The sequence below is a fragment of the Diaphorobacter sp. LR2014-1 genome, assembly GCF_002916785.1.
GTDB lineage: Bacteria > Pseudomonadota > Gammaproteobacteria > Burkholderiales > Burkholderiaceae_C > Diaphorobacter > Diaphorobacter nitroreducens.
On record NZ_MTBE01000018.1, the window covers coordinates 16,262 to 37,571 of the forward strand.

The 21,310-nt window shown below is 70.4% G+C and carries 14 protein-coding genes and 1 pseudogene; 5 read left to right on the top strand and 10 right to left on the bottom strand.

The annotated features are described in order from the left end of the window. Nucleotides 1–2: 2 nt before the first annotated feature. The 4 genes and pseudogenes from BV908_RS13130 to glnE form a co-directional block, all read right to left on the bottom strand. A pseudogene (locus BV908_RS13130) lies at nt 3–1,174 on the bottom strand (efflux RND transporter periplasmic adaptor subunit). A gap of 16 nt (nt 1,175–1,190) precedes the next feature. Beyond that, nucleotides 1,191–2,645: an efflux transporter outer membrane subunit gene (locus BV908_RS13135; RefSeq protein WP_103738380.1), complete on the bottom strand. Its 1,455-nt coding sequence runs from the start codon at nt 2,643–2,645 to the stop codon at nt 1,191–1,193. Further along, the gene (locus BV908_RS13140) at nt 2,642–3,418 is read right to left on the bottom strand and encodes a CerR family C-terminal domain-containing protein (protein WP_011807103.1); all 777 of its coding nucleotides are present in this window, start codon (nt 3,416–3,418) and stop codon (nt 2,642–2,644) included. Before BV908_RS13140 ends, BV908_RS13135 begins: the two co-directional genes overlap by 4 nt. Before the next feature lie 148 nt (nt 3,419–3,566). Continuing rightward, nucleotides 3,567–6,305, bottom strand: a complete 2,739-nt coding sequence (gene glnE / locus BV908_RS13145) for a bifunctional [glutamate--ammonia ligase]-adenylyl-L-tyrosine phosphorylase/[glutamate--ammonia-ligase] adenylyltransferase (protein WP_103738381.1) — start codon at nt 6,303–6,305, stop codon at nt 3,567–3,569. A gap of 122 nt (nt 6,306–6,427) precedes the next feature. Between glnE and BV908_RS13150 the strand changes: the two genes are divergently transcribed. The 4 genes from BV908_RS13150 to BV908_RS13165 are packed head-to-tail and all read left to right on the top strand — an operon-like array spanning nt 6,428 to nt 14,170. Continuing rightward, nucleotides 6,428–10,558, top strand: a complete 4,131-nt coding sequence (locus tag BV908_RS13150) for a YhdP family protein (RefSeq protein WP_103738382.1) — start codon at nt 6,428–6,430, stop codon at nt 10,556–10,558. Further along, nucleotides 10,555–11,370 (top strand): carbon-nitrogen hydrolase family protein, encoded by an 816-nt coding sequence (locus BV908_RS13155; protein ID WP_103738383.1) that lies wholly within the window; start codon nt 10,555–10,557, stop codon nt 11,368–11,370. Before BV908_RS13150 ends, BV908_RS13155 begins: the two co-directional genes overlap by 4 nt. Then, nucleotides 11,370–13,520, top strand: a complete 2,151-nt coding sequence (locus BV908_RS13160) for an ATP-binding protein (RefSeq protein WP_103738384.1) — start codon at nt 11,370–11,372, stop codon at nt 13,518–13,520. The genes BV908_RS13155 and BV908_RS13160 overlap by 1 nt, the downstream gene beginning before the upstream one ends. Then, nucleotides 13,520–14,170 (top strand): response regulator, encoded by a 651-nt coding sequence (locus BV908_RS13165; protein ID WP_011807098.1) that lies wholly within the window; start codon nt 13,520–13,522, stop codon nt 14,168–14,170. Before BV908_RS13160 ends, BV908_RS13165 begins: the two co-directional genes overlap by 1 nt. 88 nt (nt 14,171–14,258) lie before the next feature. Here the strand turns inward: BV908_RS13165 and BV908_RS13170 are convergent, their stop codons facing one another. Together BV908_RS13170 and BV908_RS22460 are read right to left on the bottom strand one after the other, a co-directional pair. After that, the gene (locus BV908_RS13170; protein WP_011807097.1) at nt 14,259–14,909 is read right to left on the bottom strand and encodes an OmpA family protein; all 651 of its coding nucleotides are present in this window, start codon (nt 14,907–14,909) and stop codon (nt 14,259–14,261) included. 190 nt (nt 14,910–15,099) lie between these two features. After that, nucleotides 15,100–15,249: a hypothetical protein gene (locus BV908_RS22460; protein ID WP_172751391.1), complete on the bottom strand. Its 150-nt coding sequence runs from the start codon at nt 15,247–15,249 to the stop codon at nt 15,100–15,102. Between BV908_RS22460 and BV908_RS13175 the strand changes: the two genes are divergently transcribed. Then, nucleotides 15,182–16,390 (top strand): MltA domain-containing protein, encoded by a 1,209-nt coding sequence (locus tag BV908_RS13175; RefSeq protein ID WP_162844526.1) that lies wholly within the window; start codon nt 15,182–15,184, stop codon nt 16,388–16,390. The two genes, BV908_RS22460 and BV908_RS13175, sit on opposite strands and share 68 nt — an antisense overlap. A gap of 108 nt (nt 16,391–16,498) precedes the next feature. Here BV908_RS13175 and BV908_RS13180 read toward each other — a convergent pair whose 3' ends face one another. The 4 genes from BV908_RS13180 to BV908_RS13195 all read right to left on the bottom strand — a co-directional run bounded on the left by BV908_RS13180 (nt 16,499) and on the right by BV908_RS13195 (nt 21,149). Then, nucleotides 16,499–18,208: an MFS transporter gene (locus tag BV908_RS13180; RefSeq protein WP_103738386.1), complete on the bottom strand. Its 1,710-nt coding sequence runs from the start codon at nt 18,206–18,208 to the stop codon at nt 16,499–16,501. A 74-nt stretch (nt 18,209–18,282) separates the two neighbouring features. Continuing rightward, the gene (locus tag BV908_RS13185) at nt 18,283–19,455 is read right to left on the bottom strand and encodes a DUF5666 domain-containing protein (RefSeq protein WP_246867508.1); all 1,173 of its coding nucleotides are present in this window, start codon (nt 19,453–19,455) and stop codon (nt 18,283–18,285) included. Nucleotides 19,456–19,475: 20 nt separating this feature from the next. After that, the gene (locus BV908_RS13190) at nt 19,476–20,333 is read right to left on the bottom strand and encodes a DUF6502 family protein (RefSeq protein WP_103738388.1); all 858 of its coding nucleotides are present in this window, start codon (nt 20,331–20,333) and stop codon (nt 19,476–19,478) included. Nucleotides 20,334–20,615: 282 nt separating this feature from the next. Further along, nucleotides 20,616–21,149, bottom strand: a complete 534-nt coding sequence (locus tag BV908_RS13195; RefSeq protein WP_103738389.1) for an Lrp/AsnC family transcriptional regulator — start codon at nt 21,147–21,149, stop codon at nt 20,616–20,618. Nucleotides 21,150–21,310: the final 161 nt, after the last annotated feature.

Here is a 21,310-nt window from a genome sequence, read left to right on the forward strand (position 1 = left end):
CCTTATTTGCTAGCTGCTTGCGCTTGAGGGGCTGGCGCTACAGCCTCTTTTGGTGCTGAATCTGCGGCAGGAGCAGCCTGCACGCGCACCAGGTCGCCGTCGTTCAGGAAGGCGCCGCCGCGCGCCACGATGCGCGCCTGGGGCGCCAGGCCCGAGGTGATGGCCACGCGCTCGCCGCTGCGCGCACCGGTCTGCACGCGGTGCATGGCCACGCGCGAGTCCGTGCCTACCTCGAACACGTGCGAGAAGCCGTCGCGCACCACCACGGCCGACAGGGGCACCAGCAGCGCGTCGCGCTCGCCCAGCAGGAACTCGCCGCGCGCGAACATGCCCGCCCTTATCTCGGGGTGCGCCGGCAGGTCCACGTACACCAGCGCATTGCGCGTCTGCGGGTCCACCGTCGGGGCCAGCATGCGCACCGTGCCTTCCACCTGCGCGCCGCTGGCGGCCGTCACCACCGCCTTGGCACCGGGACGGATGCGGGGCAGCTCGCTGGACGTGACCTCCGCGCGCCACTCCAGCCGGCCCTTGCGCACCATGCGAAACAGCTCGGTGCCCGCACCCACCACCGCGCCCACGGTGGCCGTGCGCGCGGAGATCACGCCACTGTCGGGCGCCAATACCTGGGTGTGTTTCAGGCGCAGCTGCTGGGCGTTGAGCGCCGCCTGTGCCGCCGCCACGCGGGCCTGCGCGGTCTGCGCGCCGGTGGCGTATTGCTGGATCTGCTGCTGGCTCAGCGCACCCGAGGCGCTCAGGGTGTTGGCGCGGTCGGCGTTGGCCTGCGCCTCGGCCTGGGCGGCGCGGGCCTCCAGCAGGCTGGCGCGGGCCTGGGCCACGTCGGCCTCGATGGTCTGGGCGCGAAGGTGGCCAGCACCTGGCCGGCGCGCACCGTGTCGCCCACGTTCACGCGCACGTCGGTCAGCCGCAGGCCGCTCACCTCGGCGCCAATGCTGGCCTCCTGCCACGCGGCCACGTTGCCGTTGGCCGGCAGCCGCTGGGTCACGTTGCCGCGCTGCGGCTGGGTGGTGGCCACGGTGAGGGCGGGACGCGGCCCCTCGGCCTGTGCGGAGTCCTCGGCATGGGTGGGGCCGCTGCCCAGCAGGACGGCGGTGGTCGCGGCAAGCCCCAGCAAAGCCAGGGCGATCAGGGTGCGGGTCGGTGTCAGGCGCGGCATGGCGGTCGAAAAGGAATTAGTGCGAAGAAGAAGGGGGGGTGGTGGCCGCCTGCGTGGAGGTCTGGGCCGCCGGCGCGTCGGCCTCGGGCGTCCAGCCGCCGCCGGCCGCGCGGTACAGCGCCACCCAGGCGGCCATGCGCTCTTGCTCCAGCGCGACCACGGCGGTGTCCGAGGCGAGGGCGGTGCGGCGGGCATCCTCCAGCTCCACCAGGCTCGCCAGGCCAGCGCGCCAGCGTTCCTGCGTGGCGGTGAAGGAGCGGCGGTAGTCCTCGGCGGCGCGCCGGGTGTCGGTGCTGCGGCGCGCGGTGCTGTCCTGCCGCGCCAGGGCCTGCTCCACCTCGCTCACGGCCTGGCGCACCTGCGCGCGGTAGGCCTGCGCGGCGCTGTCGTAGCGCGCACGGGCGGCATCCACCTGCGCGGCGCGGCGACCGCCGTCGAACAGCGGCAGCGTGACGGCCAGCGGGCCGATGGACCAGCTGTTGCTGGTGGCTTGCACCCCCGCGGCGCGCACCAACCCGCGGCCAATGGTGCCGCTGAGCGTGAGGCGCGGGTAGCGCTGCGCCTGGGCGTCGCCCACCTCGGCACTGGCGGCCGCCACCTCGCGCTCGGCGGCGTAGACGTCGGGCCGCTGCGCCAGCGTCTGCGCGGGCAGGCCGTCGATGCTGAACAACTGCTCGGGCGGGTGCAGCGGCGGCGCGGCAGCCAGCTGCGAGCGCAGCAGGGGCTCGTCGCGCCCGGTGAGGGCGACCAGTGTCTTGACGATCACCTCGCACTGCAGGCGCTGCTGCTCGGCGCGCACCGCGCTGTCGGCCTGGCTGGCCGTGGCCAGCGCGGCAGTGGCGGGGGCGGTGAAGCCGGCGCGTTCGCTCTCGCGCGTGAGGCGGGCCGTTTCGCCGCGCGAGCGCGCATCCGCCTGCGCCACTTGCAACTGGCGCGCGCAGTGGTGCCAATTGCTGTACTGCAGAGCCGTCTCGGCCGCCACGGAAACGCGGGCCTCGTGCCACTGCGCCTGCGCACCGGCCAGGCGCTCGCGCGCGGCGTCCGCCACGGCGGCGTTGCGGCCGAACAGGTCGATCTCCCAGCCGGCCTGCAGCCCCGCCTGCGCGGTGGTGGCCACGCCGCGCACCTGCTCGTTGAAGCCGCGGCTGGCGCTGGCCTGCGCGTCCAGGCTGGGCAACAGCGCCGCGCGTGCGGCCGTCTGCTGCGCGCGGGCCTGTGCCAGACGGGCGCCGGCCTCGGCCACCGTGGGACTGAGGGCCTGTGCGTCCACGATCAGCGCGCCCAGCAGCGGGTCGCTGTGGCGCTGCCACCAGTCGGCCAGATCGGCCACGCTGCCTTGGTGGGGCAGCGGTGCGTGCCAGGCGGCGGGTGCGGGTGCCTGCACGGCCGCGGGCGGGCGTTGCACGGCGCAGGCGGCCAGTGCCAGGGGCAGGGTGGAAAGCGCAAGGCGCTGGAGGACGGGGCGCTTCATGGTGCGGTAGACCTGCGGGCGGTGCGCCGGCGGGGGGTGGAAGAGGTCGAAGGGGAGGGCGAGGCCGGGGCCGAAGGGGCGGCAGGCTGAGAGCGCGTGCGCCGGCGCCGCTCGGTGGCCACCATGGCCATGGCGTAGTCGGCCAGGCGTTCCGCCCACTGGTCCACGGCCGCCGGGGATGCGAGCAGCTGTGGCTGCATGGCGCACACCACTTCCTGATGGCTCCACAGCTGAAAGGCCAGTCCGGTGACGGTGAGCGTGAGGCGGTGCAGGTCGTCGTCGGCCTGCGGCAGCCCCAGGTGCCGGCACAGCAGCGCGGCCATGGCCTCGTTGGGTGCGCGCACGTCTTTTTCCAGCTCGATCTGCCACTGCGCCGTGGGCTCCAGCATTTCACGGATGTGCAGCCGCACCACCTGGCGTGCCATCTCGCCGTCGTGCAGCGGCCCCAGCGCGCCCTGGTAGAAGCAGTGCAGCGCGGCGCGCAGGGACAGGCCGGGGCGCATGAAGTCGGGCACCAGCGATTGCAGCGAGCCGAAGGGCGCGGAAAACAGCGCCGCGTACAGCGCGGCCTTGTCGCCGAAGTAGTAGCTCACCGAGGCCACGTTGACCTGGGCCTCGGCGGCGATCGCGCGGATCGAGGTCTTGGCGTAGCCCTGTTCGGAAAACAGTTTGAGCGCCGCCATCAGCAGCCGGGTGCGCGCCGGCGGCGGGCTGTCGCCGGGGGCGCCGGGGCGGGGGGGCGAGAGGGGGCGGGCCTCGTCATCGCGGCGCATTAGACCGCGATGAATCAAACGTTTGTTTGATTTTTACGGGGCGCTACATCTGCGCACGAATGGAAATTCCATGTATCAAAAGTGCCCCTTGCGCTTTATGGGTAAGCGCTAATAGCTATGAAAAATATAGCTAAATGCCGTAGCCGACTCAGCCGAACACGGCGCGCCACAGCGCGCGCACGGCGCCTTGCTCGGCGGCCAACGTCTCGGGCGGCACGCGGGTGGGCTCTTCGTTGAGCCGCGCGCGGTGCTGCACGTGGCGCAGCGTGCGGTAGGCGTCGGCGGCGGCGCGGCCCACGCCCGCAGGCAACAGGCCAGCGGCCTCGGCGCGCTGCAGCAGCGCGATGTTGCCCACGTTGCCCTGCAGCTCGGGGTGCGCCGCGGAGTGCGCCAGCACCAGGTACTGCACGGCGAACTCGGCATCCACCATGCCGCCGGGGCTGTGCTTCACGTCGAACTGGTCCGCAGGCGCCGGGTGGGCGCTGCGCACGCGCTCGCGCATGGCGACGATCTCGCTGCGCAGCGCGGCGGCATCCCGCGGCGCGGTGATCACGGCCTGGCGCACGGCGTCGAAGCGCGCGTGCAGGCCTTCGCTGCCCATCACGAAACGCGCGCGCGTCATGGCCTGGTGCTCCCAGGTCCAGGCGGTGTTGCTGCCGCGCTGCTGCTGGTAGTCGGCATAGGCCTGGAAGCTGGTCACCAGCAGGCCCGAATTGCCGTTGGGCCGCAGGGCGGTGTCGATCTCGAACAGGTCGCCCTCGCCGGTCTTCACGGTGAGCCAGTTGATGAGCTTGCGCGCGAAGGCGGCGTAGACCTCGGGGGCACGCTCGTCGTCGTCGTCGAACACGAAGACGATGTCCAGGTCGCTGCCGTAGCCCAGTTCCTTGCCCCCCAGCTTGCCGTAGCCAATGATGGCGAACTGCGGCTGCTCACGGTGGCGGTTGCGCAGCCGGCCCCAGCACCACTCGGCCGTGACGCGCAGCACGCTGTCGGCCAGCGCGGACAGGTCGTCCGCCACCTGCTCCACGGTGATGCGCCGCTCCACGTCGCGCGCCAGCGTGCGGAAGGTCTCGGCATGGTGGGCGCGGCGCAGCAGGTCGAGCAGGTTCTCGTCGTCGTCCTCTCCCGTGGACTGCAGCGCGGCCAGGCGCAGTCCCAGTTCGCGTTCGAAGTCGGCGGGCACGAAGCGCTCGGACAGCAGGGCGTCGCCCGCCAGCTCGTCGATCACCCCGGGGTGCTGCATCATGTAGCGCGCGGGCCACCTGGCGGCGCCCAGCAGGTGCAGCAGATGCTCGTGCACCGAGGGGCGCTCCAGCAGCAGCGCCAGGTAGCTCTCGCGGCGCAGCAGTGGCTCCAGCCAGCCCACCAGGCGCACGGCGGCGTCCTCGTTGACCTGGCCCTCGGCCAGCCAGCGCCCGGTGCGTTGCACGATGCGAAACAGCCGCGCGCGCGCCTCATCGCGCAGGCCCTGCACGCGCGGATGGGTGCGCCACTCGGCCACGCGCTCGCGCACCTTGGCGGGCAGTTGCTCCAGCAGCGCCTCCAGGTCGGGGGCGGGCGACGCAGCCGCTGCGGCGCGCGGGCCGCCGCATCCGCCATTGCTGCATTGCTTGTGGCCCGTGCCGCCGAGCAGGATGTCGAACTCCTGGGCCACCAGTTCGCGGTGCGTGTCCAGCGCGCGCAGGAAGTCGCAGCAGTTCAGGCCCAGGGTGCGTGCGATCCAGGCCAGATCATCGTCGCGCGTGGGCAGCACATGGGTCTGCTGGTCGTCCAGGTACTGGATGCGGTGCTCCACGCGGCGCAGGAAGGTATAGGCGGCCGCCAGCTGCTCGGCCGTCTCCTGCGGCATGAGGCCGGCACGGGCCAGGCGTTCCAGGGCCTCCAGCGTGGGACGGCAGCGCAGTTCGGGGAACTGGCCGCCGCGCACCACCTGCAGCAGTTGCACGGTGAACTCGATCTCGCGGATGCCGCCGCGCGAGAGCTTCACGTCATTGGCGCGCTCGGGGTGGCCGGCGCTGCGCTTGGCGGCATGGTCGCGGATCTGGCGGTGCAGCGAACGCAGTGCATCGAACACGCTGTAGTCCAGGTAGCGGCGGAAGACGAAGGGCAGCACCACGCCGCGCAGCGCCTGCACGTTCGGCATGCCCAGGCAGTCCAGCGGCGCCACCACGCGGCTCTTGAGCCAGGCAAAGCGTTCCCATTCGCGGCCATGCACCAGCAGGTATTCCTCCAGCGACGCCAGCGACACGGCCGGTGGCCCCGAGTTGCCGTGCGGGCGCAGGGCCAGGTCCACGCGGAACACGAATCCGTGCTCGGTGGTGTCGCCCACCAGGCTGTAGATGGCCTTGACCGCGCGGGCGAAGTATTCATGGTTGGAGAGCTTGCCGCGCCCGTCGGGCTGGCCGGCGGTTTCGCCCTCGTGTTCGTAGACGTAGATCAGGTCGATGTCGCTGGAGACGTTCAGCTCGCGCGCGCCGAGCTTGCCCATGCCCACGATCCACAGCTGCACGGGCTGGCCCTGGGGCCCCAGCGGCGCGCCGTGGCGGGTGTCCAGCTCGGCGCGGGCGTGCCGGCAGGCGCGGTCCAGTGCCAACTCGGCCAGCCGGGTCACGGCCAGGGTGATGTCGGACAGCGGCGCGGCCTGGTCGCAATCCAGTGTGATCAGCCGCTCCATCACCAGTTGGCGCAGGATGCGCAGCGCCGCGCCCAGGTCGTGGCCGCGCGCCAGCAGGGCGTCGCAGGCCTGGGCCATGGTCTCGCGGGTGGGCGCGCCCGGGGGCAGCAGCGCCAGCTCGGCCTGGTAACGGCGGTGCAGGCGCTGGTGGAAGCGCGAATATTCCGACGGCGGGCTGCCGGCGGTCACGGGATCAGTCGAAGGCATCTGCATGGCAAGGGCTGCTCGGTGCGCTCGCGGGCCACGCCGGGGCGCGGCCGTACATAACGACACCGTGGGGTGCTGAACCCTCAGGGGATGTGCGGGTCATAATTCCTGCCATCGTTTCGCCCGCCATGACAGAGTCTCCGCCCCATCCCTCCCGCCTTCTCAAACTCGTGGCGGGGTGTGCGCGATGGGGATTGGTCGCCTTGGTGACCTTCTGGTTGCTGCTGGCGGCCGCCTGGGGGGGGCTGCATGGCTGGATTGTGCCGCGTATCGGCGACTTCCGTCCGCAGCTGGAACAGCAGGCCCAACGGGCACTGGGGGTACCTGTGCGCATCCATTCCATCAGCGCGCGCAGCGAAGGGCTGATCCCCTCGGTGGAGCTGAAGGACGTGGCCCTGCTGGACGCCCAGGGGCGCGAGGCGCTGCGCCTGCCGCGCGTGGTGGTGGCGCTGTCGCCGCGCTCGCTGCTGCGCTTTGGGTTCGAGCAGATCTATATCGAAGGCCCCGAGCTGGACATGCGCCGTGAGCGCGACGGGCGCATCGTCATCGCGGGCCTGGCCTTCCGCGACAGCGCCGAGGGCGACAGTGCGGCGGCCGACTGGCTGTTCTCCCAGGCCGAGGTGGCGATTCGCGGCGGCACGCTGCGCTGGACCGACGAGCTGCGTGGCGCCGAGCCGCTGGCGCTCACCGAGGTGAGTGTGGTGCTGCGCAACAGCGCGCGCCGCCACCAGGTGCGCCTGGACGCCACGCCACCCGCCGATTGGGGCGCACCCTTCACCTTGCGCGGCCAGTTCCGCCAGCCGTTGCTGTCCACGCACAGCGGCGACTGGCAGCGCTGGAGCGGCGAGCTGTTCGCCCACTTCCCGCGCGTGGACGTGTCGCGCCTGCACCGGCACGCCGATCTGGAGGGGCTGCAGGTCGCGCAGGGCCGGGGCGCCGTGCGCGCGTGGGTGGATGTGCAGCGCGGCCAGATCGGCGGCGGCACGGTGGACATGGCACTCGACGAGGTCAACGCTACCCTGGGCAAGAACCTGCGCCCACTGGCGCTGCGCACGGTGACGGGGCGGGTGGGCGGTCGCTGGCTGGACCACGGCTTTGAGCTGTCCACCCAGAATCTGCAGTTCGTGGCCGACGATGGCTTGCGCTGGCCCGGCGGCAATCTGGCGCTGCGCCACAGCGGACAGGGCCAGGCAGGCCGAGAGCGTGGCGAACTGCAGGCAGACCGGCTGGACCTGGCCGCCCTGGCGCAGATCGCGAGCCGGCTGCCCCTGGGCGACACCGTGCACGGCGCGGTGCGCGACTATGCGCCGCGCGGTCTGGTGGAGCAGTTGCGGGCCGAATGGCAAGGGCCGCTGGCGCAGCCGCAGAAGTACCAGGTTCGCGGCAAGGTCGCAGGGTTGGCGCTGGCGGCGGACGACGCCGTGCCTACCGTCGCCGGCCTCAGTGGTGCGCAGGTGTCTTTCGATCTCACCCAGGCGGGGGGGCAGGCCGAGTTGGCCATGGCCGACGGGACTCTGCGCCTGCCCGGCGTGTTTGAAGAGCCCGTAGTGCCCGTGCAGCGGCTGGAAGCGGGGGTGCGCTGGCAGATCGAGGGCGAGCGCATCGCGGTCCAGACCAGCCAGCTGCGCTTTGCCAATGCGGACGCCCAGGGCGAGGCGCGGCTGAGCTGGCACACGGGCGACCCTGCGGCGTCGCCTGCGCGCGCGCGCTTTCCGGGGGTGCTGGACCTTTCGGGCACGCTGTCGCGGGCCGATGGCACGCGCGTGCATCGCTACCTGCCGCTCACCGTGCCAGCGGAGTCGCGGCACTATGTGCGCGACGCCATCCTTGCGGGGACCGCCAGCCAGGTGCAGTTCCGCGTGAAGGGCGACCTGCACGACTTTCCCTATGGCCATGTTCCGCGCGAGGGCGAATTCCACATCGCAGCGCGTGTCAAGGACGTGACGTACGGCTATGTGCCACCGGCGCTGTTGCACGCGGGCGACCGGCCCTGGCCGGCTCTCACGGCACTGTCGGGGGAGCTGGTGTTTGACCGCGCGGGCATGGAAGTGCGCAACGCCACGGGGCGCTTTGCCGGGTATCCCGCGCTGCGGGTGCAGAAAGTGAACGCGAAGATCGCGGACCTGCAGCACACCGAAGTGGTGGTCGGGGCCGACGTGCGCGGCCCGCTGCCCGACATGCTGGCGCTGGTGAGCGCCTCGCCCATCTCCCGGCTTACGCAGGGGGCGCTGGACCGGGCCGCCGCCACCGGCGTGGCCGAACTGCAGCTGGGCCTGACGCTGCCCATCAGCCACATCGACCAGTCCACCGTGCGCGGCAGCGTCACCCTGGCGGGCAACGACGTGCACTTTGTGCCCGAGGCGCCCCTGGTGAACGCGGCCCGGGGCGTGGTGCAGTTCAGCCAGAGCGGTTTCACGCTGGTTGGCGTGCAGGGGCGCGCCCTGGGGGGCGAGGTACGGCTGGAAGGCGGCATGAATGCGGCGCCGGCGGGGGCTGGAGAGTCCTCGGTGCGCGTGCGTGCGCGCGGCACAGCCACCGCCCAGGGTCTGCGCGAGGCACAGCAGCTGGGCCTGGTGTCGCGGCTGGTGCGCGGCGCCAGTGGCAGCGCCGCCTACACGGTGGCCGTGGGGGTGCGGCGGGGAGTGGCCGAACTGCAGGTGGCCAGCGACCTCGTCGGTCTTTCGCTGACGGCGCCCGCGCCACTGGGCAAGGCAGCGCAGGCCCCGTTGCCCGTGCGCTTCGAGAACCGCTTGACGCCCGAGGCCGCAGCCTCGGATACCGCGCCCTTGCAGGACGAATTGACGCTGGAGTTGGGCGACGTGGGCAGGCTCAACTACCTGCGCGCACTGGACGGGCCGCAGGCGCGCGTGCTGCGCGGCGCGCTCGCCATCGGCGTGCCGCCGGCGCAGATGCCCGCGCCTCCCGCCCAGGGTGTCGCGGCACACGCCGTGTTGGGTGCGCTGGACGTGGATGCGTGGACGGCGCTGTTGCAGGAGCCCTCGGCACCGTCGGCACAGGCACAGGCACAGGCACAGGCAGTAGTGCCGGCACCCGCGCCCTCCGGAGAGGCGCTGACCACTGATTACCTGCCCACCAGCCTGGCCGTGCGTACCGCCACTCTCACGTTGCATGGGCGCACGCTGCACGACGTGGTGGTGGGCGCGTCGCGGCAGGGCGCCGTGTGGCGTGCCAACGTGGATGCCGATGAGCTGGACGGGTACCTGGAGTACCGCCCTGCCGGCGCGTCCGCGCCGCGTGCCGATGCGGCCCAGGGTCTGCTGCACGCCCGGCTGGCGCGGCTGGCCATTCCGCAGATGGCCGAGACGCAGGTCAACGCGCTGCTCGATGCGCGCGAACCGGGCACGCTGCCGGCGCTGGACATCGTGGTGGAGGATTTCGAGTTGCGCGGACGGCGCCTGGGGCGCATCGAGATCGAGGCGCGCAACCGCGGCACGGAGGGCGGCCAGCGCGAGTGGCGCCTGTCCAAGTTCAATCTGACCGCCCCCGAGGCCGTGCTGACCTCGCAGGGCCACTGGGCGCTGGTGGGCAGCGGGGCGCAGGCGCAACGGCGCACGGTGATGGACTTCGAGCTGGACATCCGCGATTGCGGCGCCTTGCTGGCACGCTTTGGCATGGACGGCGTGGTGCGCCACGGCAAGGGACGCATCGGGGGCCAGGTGGGTTGGCTGGGCTCGCCGTTGTCACCCGACTACCGCACCATGAGCGGCCAGATGAACGTGAACGTGGAGGCAGGCCAGTTCCTCCAGGCCGACCCGGGACTGGCCAAGCTGCTGAGCGTGTTGAGCCTGCAATCCCTGCCGCGGCGCTTCGCGCTGGACTTCCGCGACGTGTTCAGCGAAGGCTTCGCATTCGACTTCGTGCGTGGCGACATGCGCATCGAGAACGGTGTGGCCACCACCAACAATCTGCAGATGAAGGGCGTGAATGCCGCCGTGCTCATGGAAGGCAGCGCCGACATCGAACGCGAGACGCAGGACCTGCACGTGGTGGTCGTGCCCGAAATCAACGCCATGACGGCTTCCCTCGTGGCCACGGCGATCAACCCCGTCATTGGCCTGGGCAGTTTCCTCGCGCAGGTTTTCCTGCGCGGCCCGCTGATCCAGGCCGCCACGCAGGAATTCCGCATCGACGGCACCTGGTCAGAACCGCGTGTGGAGCGCATCCAGCGCCGCAAAAGCGCTGCGCCGGAAGGCGCAGCGAGCCCTGCCGTTCCACCGGCATCAGGAGACAAACCATGAAAGTCGCAGCCTTGCAAATGGTCTCGGGCGTCGCGCTGCAGACCAACCTGGCGCAGGCGCGCCATCTGCTGGAGCAGGCCGCGCAGGCGGGCGCGGAGCTGGCGGTGCTGCCCGAGTATTTCTGCGCCATGGGCCTGGCCGATGCGGACAAGCTGGCGCTGCGCGAAACCATGGGCGACGGCGTGGTCCAGCGGTTTCTGGCGCAAGCGGCGCGCGAGCTGGGCCTGTGGGTGGTGGGCGGCACGCTGCCGCTGGTGTGCGACAGCGAAGAGCGCGTGCACAACACCACGCTGGTGTTCTCGCCCGCGGGCGACTGCGTGGCGCGTTACGACAAGATCCACCTGTTCCGCTTCGACAACGGCACTGAATGCTTCGATGAGGCGCGCGTGATCCAGGCCGGGCGCGAGAGCGTGCGCTTTGCCCTGCCGGCGCGGGATGGCAACGTGTGGCGCGTGGGGTTGTCGGTGTGCTACGACCTGCGCTTCCCCGAGCTGTACCGCCAGCACGCGCGCGCGGGTGCCGACCTGCTGCTGGTGCCCAGCGCCTTCACCTACACCACCGGCCGGGCCCACTGGGAGGTGCTGCTGCGTGCGCGCGCCGTGGAGAACCTGGCCTATGTGCTGGCGCCGGCGCAGGGCGGAACGCACGAGAACGGCCGGCGCACCTGGGGCCACAGCATGCTGGTGGACCCCTGGGGCAGCGTGCTGGCCCAGCAGCCCGAGGGCGCGGGCGTGGTCCTGGGTACGCTGGATGCGGCGCATCTGCGCCAGGTGCGCCGCCAGCTGCCGGCGCTTGAGCATTGCGTGCTCTGATGGGCGGCACCGTGGAGCGCGGCGGACCGGCGGGCGGACGGGACAGGGGTGCTGCGGGCCCGCAGCAGGGCCCGCAGTCGCTGCTGCCCCCTTCGGCGCCAGAAGACGGGCTCCAGGACAAGGTACCCCGCCGGTGGCGCCGCTGGGTGGGTGCGTGGCGGCGCTGGTCCCTGTGGACGCTGCTGGTGGCTCTGGTGGCGGGCATGCTGGTCACCCAGGTATGGCTGGCTGGCCGCTACGAGGCCAGCCAGGTGCAAAGCCGCCTGGAACGTGACACTGCCGACGCCGTGGCCGACATCCGCAACGCCTTCGCGCACAACCTGCAGAACCTGCAGGCGCTGCAGGCGGGCGACCCCGACCTGGCCGCGTGGGAGGCGCGCGCTGCCGAGCTGCTGAGCACGCGCCGCGAGCTGGTGCGCATCGAATGGCGGGACACGCAGCTGCTGCTGCGCGCACATGCGGAGTCGCCCTATCGCCCCCTGCCGTGGGACGCCACCACGCGCAGCGGCACGCATTCGGAGACCATGCTGGCCTGTACCAACGCCCGGCGCATCACCGGCCCGTCGTACTCCAGCAGCTATTTCCAGCCCCTGCCCGACGGCATGGGCGCCGAGATGATGGAGGTCTGCCTGCCGTTGATCCAGGACGGACGCGTGCGCGGCTTCCTGGTGGCGACCTACGCGCTGCAGACCGTGCTGCAGGACTTGGTGGCGCCCAGCCTGCAGCGCACCCAGGAGGTGTCGTTCACCGAGGCCGACGGCACGCGGCTGGCGCTGGTGGGCGCGCTGCGCCGCGGCTCGCGCATGTTCACGGCGCAGCAGCTGTTCGACCTGCCGGGCAACACCCTGGTGCTGCGCATGGACGGCTGGCACGCCGCGCCCAGCGTGTTTCCCAACGTCCTCACGGCCCTGGTCACGGCCATGTCGATCGCGCTGGTGTCGGTGCTGGTGGTGCTGGTGCGCGACAACCGGCGCCGCCTGCGCGCCGAGCGCGACCTGGGCGACGCGCTGGCTTTTCGCAAGGCGATGGAGGACTCGCTGGTCACGGGGCTGCGTGCGCGCGACCTCAACGGCCGCATCACCTATGTGAACCCGGCGTTCTGCGACATGGTGGGCTTTCCCGCATCCGAGCTGGTGGGCCAGACGTCGCCGCTGCCCTACTGGCCGCCCGAGCACGCGCAGGAATATGCGGAGCGGCAGGTGGTGCGCATGTCGGGCCGGCTCGACCCGCCGCGCGAAGGGTACGAATCCACCTTCATGCGCAGGGACGGAACGCGCTTTCCCGTCATGATCTACGAAGCGCCGTTGATCAACGCACAGGGCCTGCACACGGGGTGGATGGGCTCGTTTCTCGACGTGAGCGAGCAGCGGCGCGTGGAGGAGCTGTCGCGCACCTCGCAGGAGCGCCTGCAGGCCACGGCACGCCTGGCCACGGTGGGGGAGATGGCATCGCTGCTGAGCCATGAACTGAACCAGCCGCTGGCGGCCATCTCCAGCTATGCCAACGGCTCGCTCAACCTGCTGGAGCCGGCGCCGGGCGCCGAGTTGCCGTCGCCCCAGGACCTGCAGGACGTGCGCGTGGGCGTGCAGCGCATTGCAGCGCAGGCCGAGCGCGCGGGTCGCGTGATCAAGAGCGTGCACGACTTCGTGCGGCGCCGCGACCAGACCAGCGAGCCGGTCACCGCGCAGGACCTGTTCGACGCGGTGCTGCCCATCATCCGGCTGCAGGCGCGCAAGCTGGGCGTGCGCGTGGTGCTGTCGATCGAGGACGGCCTGCCGCCCGCGCTGTGCGACCGCACCATGGTCGAGCAGGTGCTGTTGAACCTCACGCGCAACGCCATGCAGTCCATGGACGACCCGCAGATCCATCCGCGCATCCTCGATCTGCGGGTGCGGCGCGCGGCCTCCAATGCGTCCAACAGCTGGCTGGAGTTCTCGGTGGCCGACATGGGCATGGGCATTCCCGAGGACGTGGCCGAGCGCCTGTTCACGCCGTTCTACACCACGCGCGTCGAGGGCATGGGCCTGGGGCTGAGCCTGTGCCGCACCGTGGTGGAGCAGCATGGGGGCTTTCTGGACCATGCGGCGCGTGAGCCGCGTGGTACGGTATTCACTTTCACCCTGCCCGCATTTCAGAAAGCCGACCCCTGATGGAACCCGCCTCCAACGCCACTGTGTACATCGTGGACGACGACGCCGAGGTGCGCGAGGCGCTGGCTTGGCTGCTGCGCTCGCGCCGTGTGCTCAGCGAGGCGTTCGCCAGCGCCGAAGCGTTCGAGACCATGCTGGCCGAGCGCACCGCCAGCGGCCTCATGCAGCGCCAGCCCTGCTGCCTGCTGCTGGACGTGCGCATGCCGGGCGGCATGAGCGGCCTGGCGCTGTTCGACAAGATGGTGGAGCGCGGCGACACCGCGGGCATGCCGGTGATCTTCCTCACGGGCCACGCCGACGTGCCCACCGCCGTGGCCACGGTCAAGCGCGGCGCGTTCGACTTCTGCGAGAAGCCGTTTTCCGACAATCAGCTCGTGGACCGCATTCAAGCAGCGCTGGAGCTGTCGGCCCGGCACATCGAGGCCTGCCGCGCGCGCCACGAACTGCAGGACCGGCTGGCCGACCTGACCGACCGCGAGCGCGATGTGATGCGGTTGGTGGTCGAAGGCCTGCCCAACAAGCTCATCGCCGATCAGCTCGACATCAGCGTGCGCACGGTGGAGGTGCACCGCGCGCGCGTGTTCGACAAGATGCAGGTCAAGTCGGCGGTGGAGCTTGCCAACCTGCTGCGCGCCGCGCCACCGGCGTAAAAAAAGACGCGGGCCCTTGCGGGCGCGCGTCGTCTTCGTCTTCACATCGTCGGCGGGCAGGATTGCCGCGCCGACGGCCCGCCGCAGATCAGCCGCGGCCCTGGCGCTCACCCACATAAATCTCCACGCGGCGGTTGCGGGCGCGCCCGTCGGAGGTGTCGTTGGAGGCCACAGGTTCACGCGAGCCACGGCCTTCCACGTGGATGCGGTTGCCGTTCACGCCACGCGCCGTGAGGTAGTTGCGCGTGCTCTCGGCGCGGTCCAGCGACAGCGGGTTGTTGATCGCATCGCTGCCGGTGGAGTCGGTGTGGCCGACGATGCGCACCTCGGTGTTCGGATTGTTGCGCAGGCCCTCGGCAAAGCGGTCCAGAATGGGGCGGAAGTTGGGCTGGATGTCCGAACGGTTGGTGGCGAACGAGATATCGCTCGGGATGTCCAGCTTGAGCTGGTTGTCCGGCGTCTGCGTCACCGTCACACCGGTGCCCTGGGTGGCAGCCTGCATGTCCTGCTTTTGGCGCTCCATGTGCTGGGACCAGATGTAGGTGCCCAGGGCGCCCACGCCCGCGCCGATCACGGCGCCCTGCGCCGCATGACCGCCCGTCATGGCGCCGATGGCTGCGCCGCCCAGCGCACCCACGCCGGCGCCGGTGGCGGTGCGGCGCTGGGTGTCGGTCATGTTGGCACAGCCTGTGGCCAGCATGACCACCGCGAGACTGCCGATGAGGAGAGGTTTGCGCATGAGAGAACTCCTTTGTTGTTGCTCGGTCGGCTCGCAGCCCTCCAGCGGGCGGCTGGGCCAGTGCGAGCAGCGTAGCAATCCAGCGGAGCCTCGTCTGTAGGACGCGGCGCAACGCGCGTGCGCGGCCTGGGGCCGATCGGCCTGCGTTCGATGGGCCGCGCAGATGCCAGGCCACAACCCGAGAACGACCTCAGCCGTTGCGCGGGGCGTCGTCCCGTGAGGGGGGCTCGCTGGGGGCCGCTGGCGGCTCGCCGCCCTTGCGGCCGCTGAACATGGTCCACCAGACAATGCCCACGAGGAGCACCAGTGCAAGCAATGCTTCAAGCAAAATCAGCCCCATGAATCTTCGTCTCCTGCGCCTGGTGGTATCGGCGCTGATTGTAGGAACGCTGGCCGCGTGCTCCACCCGTCCTCCGGCGCCCGTGACGCCCAGCGTGCCGTCCGTGCAGCCACCCGCCGCGCCCACTGTACCGGTGCCTGTGCCGGGCACGCTCACGCAGTCCAAGAGCCGCTGGGTGCCCGTGGGCTGGGGCGAGTTGCCGGGGTTTGAGGGCGATGCGCTGCACGAGGCCTGGAACGCCTGGCTGCGCAGCTGCGAGCGCCCCGCGCCGGCGTTCGCGCCGCTGTGCGGCGATGTGCGCCGCCTGAGCATCGCGTCGCCCGAGGAGCAGCGCGGCTGGATGATGCAGCGCCTGCAGCCCTACCGCGTCGAGTCGCTGGACGGAGCGGCCGACGGCCTGCTCACGGGCTACTTTGAGCCCTATCTGGACGCCGCGCGCCAACCGGGCAACGGCTTCAGCGTGCCTTTGTATGCACCCCCGGCCGATCTGGCGGCGCGCAAGCCCTGGTACACGCGCCAGCAGATCGACACCCTGCCGCAGGCCCAGGCGGCGCTGGCCGGCCGCGCGATCGCCTGGGTGCGCGACCCGGTGGAAGCCATGGTGCTGCACATCCAGGGCTCGGGCCGGCTGCGCGTGCAGGAGGCGGACGGCAGCGTGCGCCTGGTGCGCCTGGCCTTCGCGGGCACCAACGACCAGCCGTACAAGAGCGTGGGCAAGTGGCTGCTGGACCAGGGCCTGGTGCGCGACGCCACCTGGCCCGGCATCACCGCCTGGGTGCGGGCCAATCCGCAGCGCGTGAACGAGATGCTGTGGTCCAACCCGCGCTACGTGTTCTTTCGCGAGGAGCCGCTGGACGCGCTGGACGCCGCCTTCGGGCCCAAGGGCGCGCAGGGCGTGCCGCTCACGCCGGGGCGCTCGATCGCCGTGGACCGCCAGAGCATCCCCTACGGCACGCCGGTGTGGCTGGCCTCCAGCGGCCCCACGGCGCAGTTGTCGCGCCTGGTGCTGGCGCAGGACACGGGCAGCGCCATCCTGGGCGCGGTGCGCGCGGATTACTTCACCGGCTGGGGCCCCGAGGCGGGCGAGATTGCCGGGCGCCTGAAGCAGGGCCTGCGCCTATGGGCGTTGTGGCCGCGGTAGCGCTATTGATTTGGAAGCTGTTCGCGCTTGATTTGTGCTGCTTTCAATACAAATTAATGCTGAAATGCCCGTAAAACAAGCGTTACAAGCTATCAATATGGTAGTGATTCATTCGCCCTCGACCACGTAGCGCGACACCACGGGCGGCGAGTCGCCCACGTGGAAGGCAAAGCGCCGGTCGCGCAGCGCCACGTCGGAGGCGGTGACGCGGTCAAAGCGCCGCAGGTGCTCTGTCCAGGATTCGTCCACCACGCGCTCCACGTAGCGGCGCGGGTCGGCGATGTCATGCTGCAGCTCCCAGCTCAAGGCGCCCTGGCGCAGGCGCGCGCGGCGGCTTTCCTGCATCACGGCGCGAAATTCCGCCGCCCGCGCGGGGTTGATGAAGTATTCGATGCTGACCACCAGCCGCAGGCCGGCGGCGGGCGGGCTGTCGGCCCGCGGTGCCTGGAAGGCGCGCGAGGCGCTCAGGTCCTCCTCGCCATGGCGGTTGCTCACCAGGCGCTGTACCAGCGCCATCACCAGCACCCCGGTGAGTGCCGCCAATGCCAGGCTCATGTGCACGCTGGAGAGTGCGGCGACCTGCCCCCACAGCGCCGCGCCCACGGCCGTGGCGCCCATGATGGACATCTGGTAGATGGACATGCCGCGCGCGCGCACCCAGTTGGGCAGCGCCAGCTGTGCGGCCACCGTGAGCGAATTGGCGGTGGTGATCCACGCCGCCCCGCCCACCAGCATGGCCGGCACCGCCACGTACACGTTGGGCGCAATGGCGACCACGGCCGTGGCCAGCGCCTGCAGCAGCGTGCCGCGCGCCACCAGCTGGTCCAGCGACATCATCTGGCGCAGGCGCGGCAGGAACATGGCAGCGCTCACGGCGCCCGCGCCCATGGAGGCCAGCAGCAGCGTGAAGGTGCCCGCGCCGCCGCCCTGCAGGTCGCGCGCCACCAACGGCAGCAGCGCCAGCAGCGCCGTGGCATGCAGGAAGAAGATCGAGATGCGCCACAGCACGGCGCGCATCGGGGGCGACTCGCGCACGAACTGCAGACCCACGCGCATGGCACTGGTCAGGCGCTCGCGCCCCAGCGGGTTGGGCATGGGCTGGCGCCGCCAGCGCATGATGGTGAAACCCGCCACCAGCGACAGCACGGCATTCAGCACGAACACCCAGGCGCTGCCCGCGCTGGCGATGATGGCGCCGGCCACCAGCGGGCCAATGATGCGCGAGGCGTTCATGGCCACGCCATTGAGCGCCAGCGCCGCGGGCAACTGTTGGCGGTTCACCAGCTCCGGCACGATGGCCGCAAACACCGGCCAGCGCATCGCCAGCCCGATGCCGTTGGCGAAGGTCAGCGCCAGCAGCAGGTAGGGGTTGAGCCCGCCCCAGAGGATGGCCACGCACAGCACCACCGCCACGGCCGCCACCCAGAACTGCGTGACCATGAAATAGCGCCGCCGGTCCAGGATGTCGGCCAGCGCGCCGCTGGGCAGGCCCAGCAGGAACACGGGCAGCGTCGAGGCCGTCTGCACCAGCGCCACCAGGGCAGGCGAATCGGTCAGCGTGGTCATCAGCCAGGCGGTGGCCACGTCGTTCATCCACATGCAGGTGTTGGCCGCCAGCCAGGTGAGCCACAGCATGCGGAACACCGGCACCGACAGCGGCGCGAAGGGCGACTGCGGCGCACGCTGCGCCGCGCTGTGCTGCAACTCGGCTGTGGCGGCGGCCTCGGCGGTGTGGGCGGCGGCGGAGGCCGCGTCGGGGCCTGGAGGTGTGGGTGGTGAACTCAGCGGTCCGCTGTCTTGGAGGGGCTGGGGCGGCATGTGTGGCCATTGTGACGGGAATGCGGCGCGCTTGCTGCGCCGGGGCCGCAATCCCGGCGGGTGCGAAACGGTGTTCAGCCTCTGTTGGAATTGCCGTTGCCGTTGCCCCCGGCATTCCCATTGCCGTTGCCCCCGGCATTCCCGTTGCCGTTGCCGTTGCCTCCGGCATTCCCGTTGCCGTTGCCGTTGCCTCCGGCATTCCCGTTCCCGTTGCCGTTGGTGTTTGCGGGAGGAGGCAACGCGGATGGAGGGTCAACTACAGCCCTTTGCCGCACGCGTATCCGCTGCGCGACCAGCACGCCGTTGGCAGACATCCGGCCCGCCACTTCCAGCGTTGCGCCGTTGCGGATGTCATCAGCCCGCCCCCCGGTTATTTGCGCGCCCGAGGCATCGATATCCGTGCCTTGCAGCGCAAAGGATTGTGCAGAGGCGAAGTTCGTCACCACACCTTCCAGCACGACGGGCGCGTCTGCCTGGCGTGAGAGGCTGTGCGCTGGCCGCAGCACGCGGGCCACGAGCACGTTGCCGGACGGTGCCTGGGCTGCATGCACATACAGCGGCATGCCGTTGTCCAGCATGCCCGCCTCCAGACCGTTCAAAAAGGCAGCCTGCGCATACTGGATCTGCATCGTGCCCAACTGGAACCGGCGGGCCACCGTATCGAGGGCCTGCACGCTGCCCCACAGCACGGGCTGTACCGAGGGGAGCGTGGCGGTGGTCAGCTGCAGCCGGGTCGCGCGCATCAGCCCACTGCTGGTGGGCAACGCATGTACCTGCACGATCTGGCCGACTTGCAAGGCGGCCAAGCCGGACAGCCCGTCGAGCACGGTCTCGTCATCGACATATACCCGCGCACCCATTACCTCGATGCGCCCCAGCGCCGCGTCCACGGCATCCACCGCCCCCCGTAGCTCCGGTATCGACAGTACGTGCGCGGCCGTACCCGTGCTGAATCCGGTATCGAGGGTGCCGTTCACTTGCACGGTCATGCCAGGTTTCAGGCTGCTCTGGTCGCTCTTCAGGCCTTGCTGACCATTGGCGTCTTCCTGCGAGACGCCTTCCACTTCCACCTGGGCGTGGCTGATATCGAAGCGCACGCCGTTCACAACCATGTACGACCCGCTGGGTGATTCGCCGAGACTGTCGACGCTGCCAATGGCCACGGAAGACATGGCGATGCCGGTGCCGCCCGAGCCCACGCCGTCGCCGCCTCCACAGGCTGCGAGCACCAGCCCCAGCGTGGTCATCAGCGCGTATATCCCAGTCCTCATGTTTTTTTCCTGCGCCTTGCAGAGCCTGCACGGGTGGTCGGCTTCACGTCCGGCGGCTCGTCCTCATGGTAGACATACACCCCTACGCGCATGCGTGCAGTTCCCATGCCTGCCGCAGAGGCATGGGCTTGGGTCATTTCCCGTACCAGGCGGTAATGCACGGAATCCCAATGTTCCCGTGCCAACTGGTGGATGCGTTCGCACTCCGACACGGTCAAGCCCGAGGCATAGACGGAGCGTTCCAGCATCCGGGGCTGCTGCCCCAAGGTATTGCTGACGGCGGCCAGCAGATGGTCCCGCACATTGTCCCCGGTGAAGGCCAGCATGTCCCGCAGGCTGGTGGCCGGGATGAAGCCGTCGCCCACCAGTTCCACCTCGCCTTCGCCGTCGCCCGTCAGCCCCCTGACCAGATTCAGGCGCTGAAGCTCCTCCAGCAGGGTTCTGTGGTGCACATCGCCGCGGGTGGCGAGACGCGCCACCAGTTCAAAGGAGGGGCCATGGCCGGTGTCCACAATAGGAAGGCGGCGCCGGCTGGGCTCCTCGGCGGCCAGCTGCAACCAGGCCGTGAAAGCCTTGGCGGCCGACGCCCCTTCGGTGGCAGGCAAAGGATCGCGTACTTGGCGCACTCTGGCGGTCACGTCCTTGCGATTGAGACCGGTGGTGACCGAGATCTGGCTCAGGTTGGGGTCGGGAATGCCTTGGCTGCGCCAGAGGTGGCGCGCCTCCTCCAGCAGCAGGTCCCTCAGGATTTCTTCGAGTTGGGCGTGCTTCAGTCCCATCGCCAACGCCAGCCTGACCGCGGGGCGAAGGATTCGTACCAGCGCGGACTGCGTCCATTTCAGGCGGTCTTGCATGGGAAGGTGAAAGGGCGAGAGGCCCGTCGCTCAAGTGTGACTGCTCATGCAGCCAGCGGTGCGTAAAAAAATGCGAGTGTGCCATCTGCCTGACACCACGAGAAGGACCGCCAGGCGCGATGGCCGTTGGCGTCATGTTCCCTGAACGCGCTGGAGTCTGACCTCGCTGGAACAACGCCGCCCCGATGCGCGGCCGGCTTCAGCGGGTTGCTGGGATCGTGGCGCCCGGGCACCGGTTGCAATGAAAATGCGGTCAAACCCTTATGGGGAAATAGGCGCCAGCTACTGAATTAGGAGTGACCCTACGCTGCGGCGCCACGCGCCACGCGCCACGGGCCGCACCGGGCCCAGGTGCGCCAACGGCAGCGCGCCGCCTGCCTTGACCTCGCCCAGCGAGAAGCTGGTGTGCATGTCCTTCACGTTGGGCAGGTTCAGCAGCACGGTGCGTGCGAACTGCGAGAAGCTGTCCAGGTCGCGCGCCACCACCTGCAGCTCGAAGGTGCCGGTGCCGCTGATGTAGTGGCATGAGACCACCTCGGGGATCTGGGCGATGGCCTGCTCCATGGCCAGCGTCAGGTCGCCGGTGTTGCGCTCGGCGTCCAGGCGCACGAACGCCAGTACGCCCAGGCCGATCTTGTGGCGGTCGATTTCCGCGTGATAGCCGCGGATGTAGCCCGCTTCCTCCAGGGCGCGTACGCGCCGCCAGCACGGTGCAGCGGACAGGCCTACGCGTTGCGCCAGCTCGGCGTTGGTCAGGCGCGCCTCGGCCTGCAGCTCGCGCAGGATGGCGATGTCGTATTTGTCCAAGGTTTCCATTTTTGGATTGTTTTAAGAAAGAAGCTTTCGCGCATCAGGGTAAACGCGGCAAATAAAGCAAACACATATCGGTGTCTCGCGCATACACTGCGCAGATCGGGTGGCGCCCACACGGCACCGTCCCGCACGCCGCGCCCAACAGAGGCGGCGGATCACAGAAC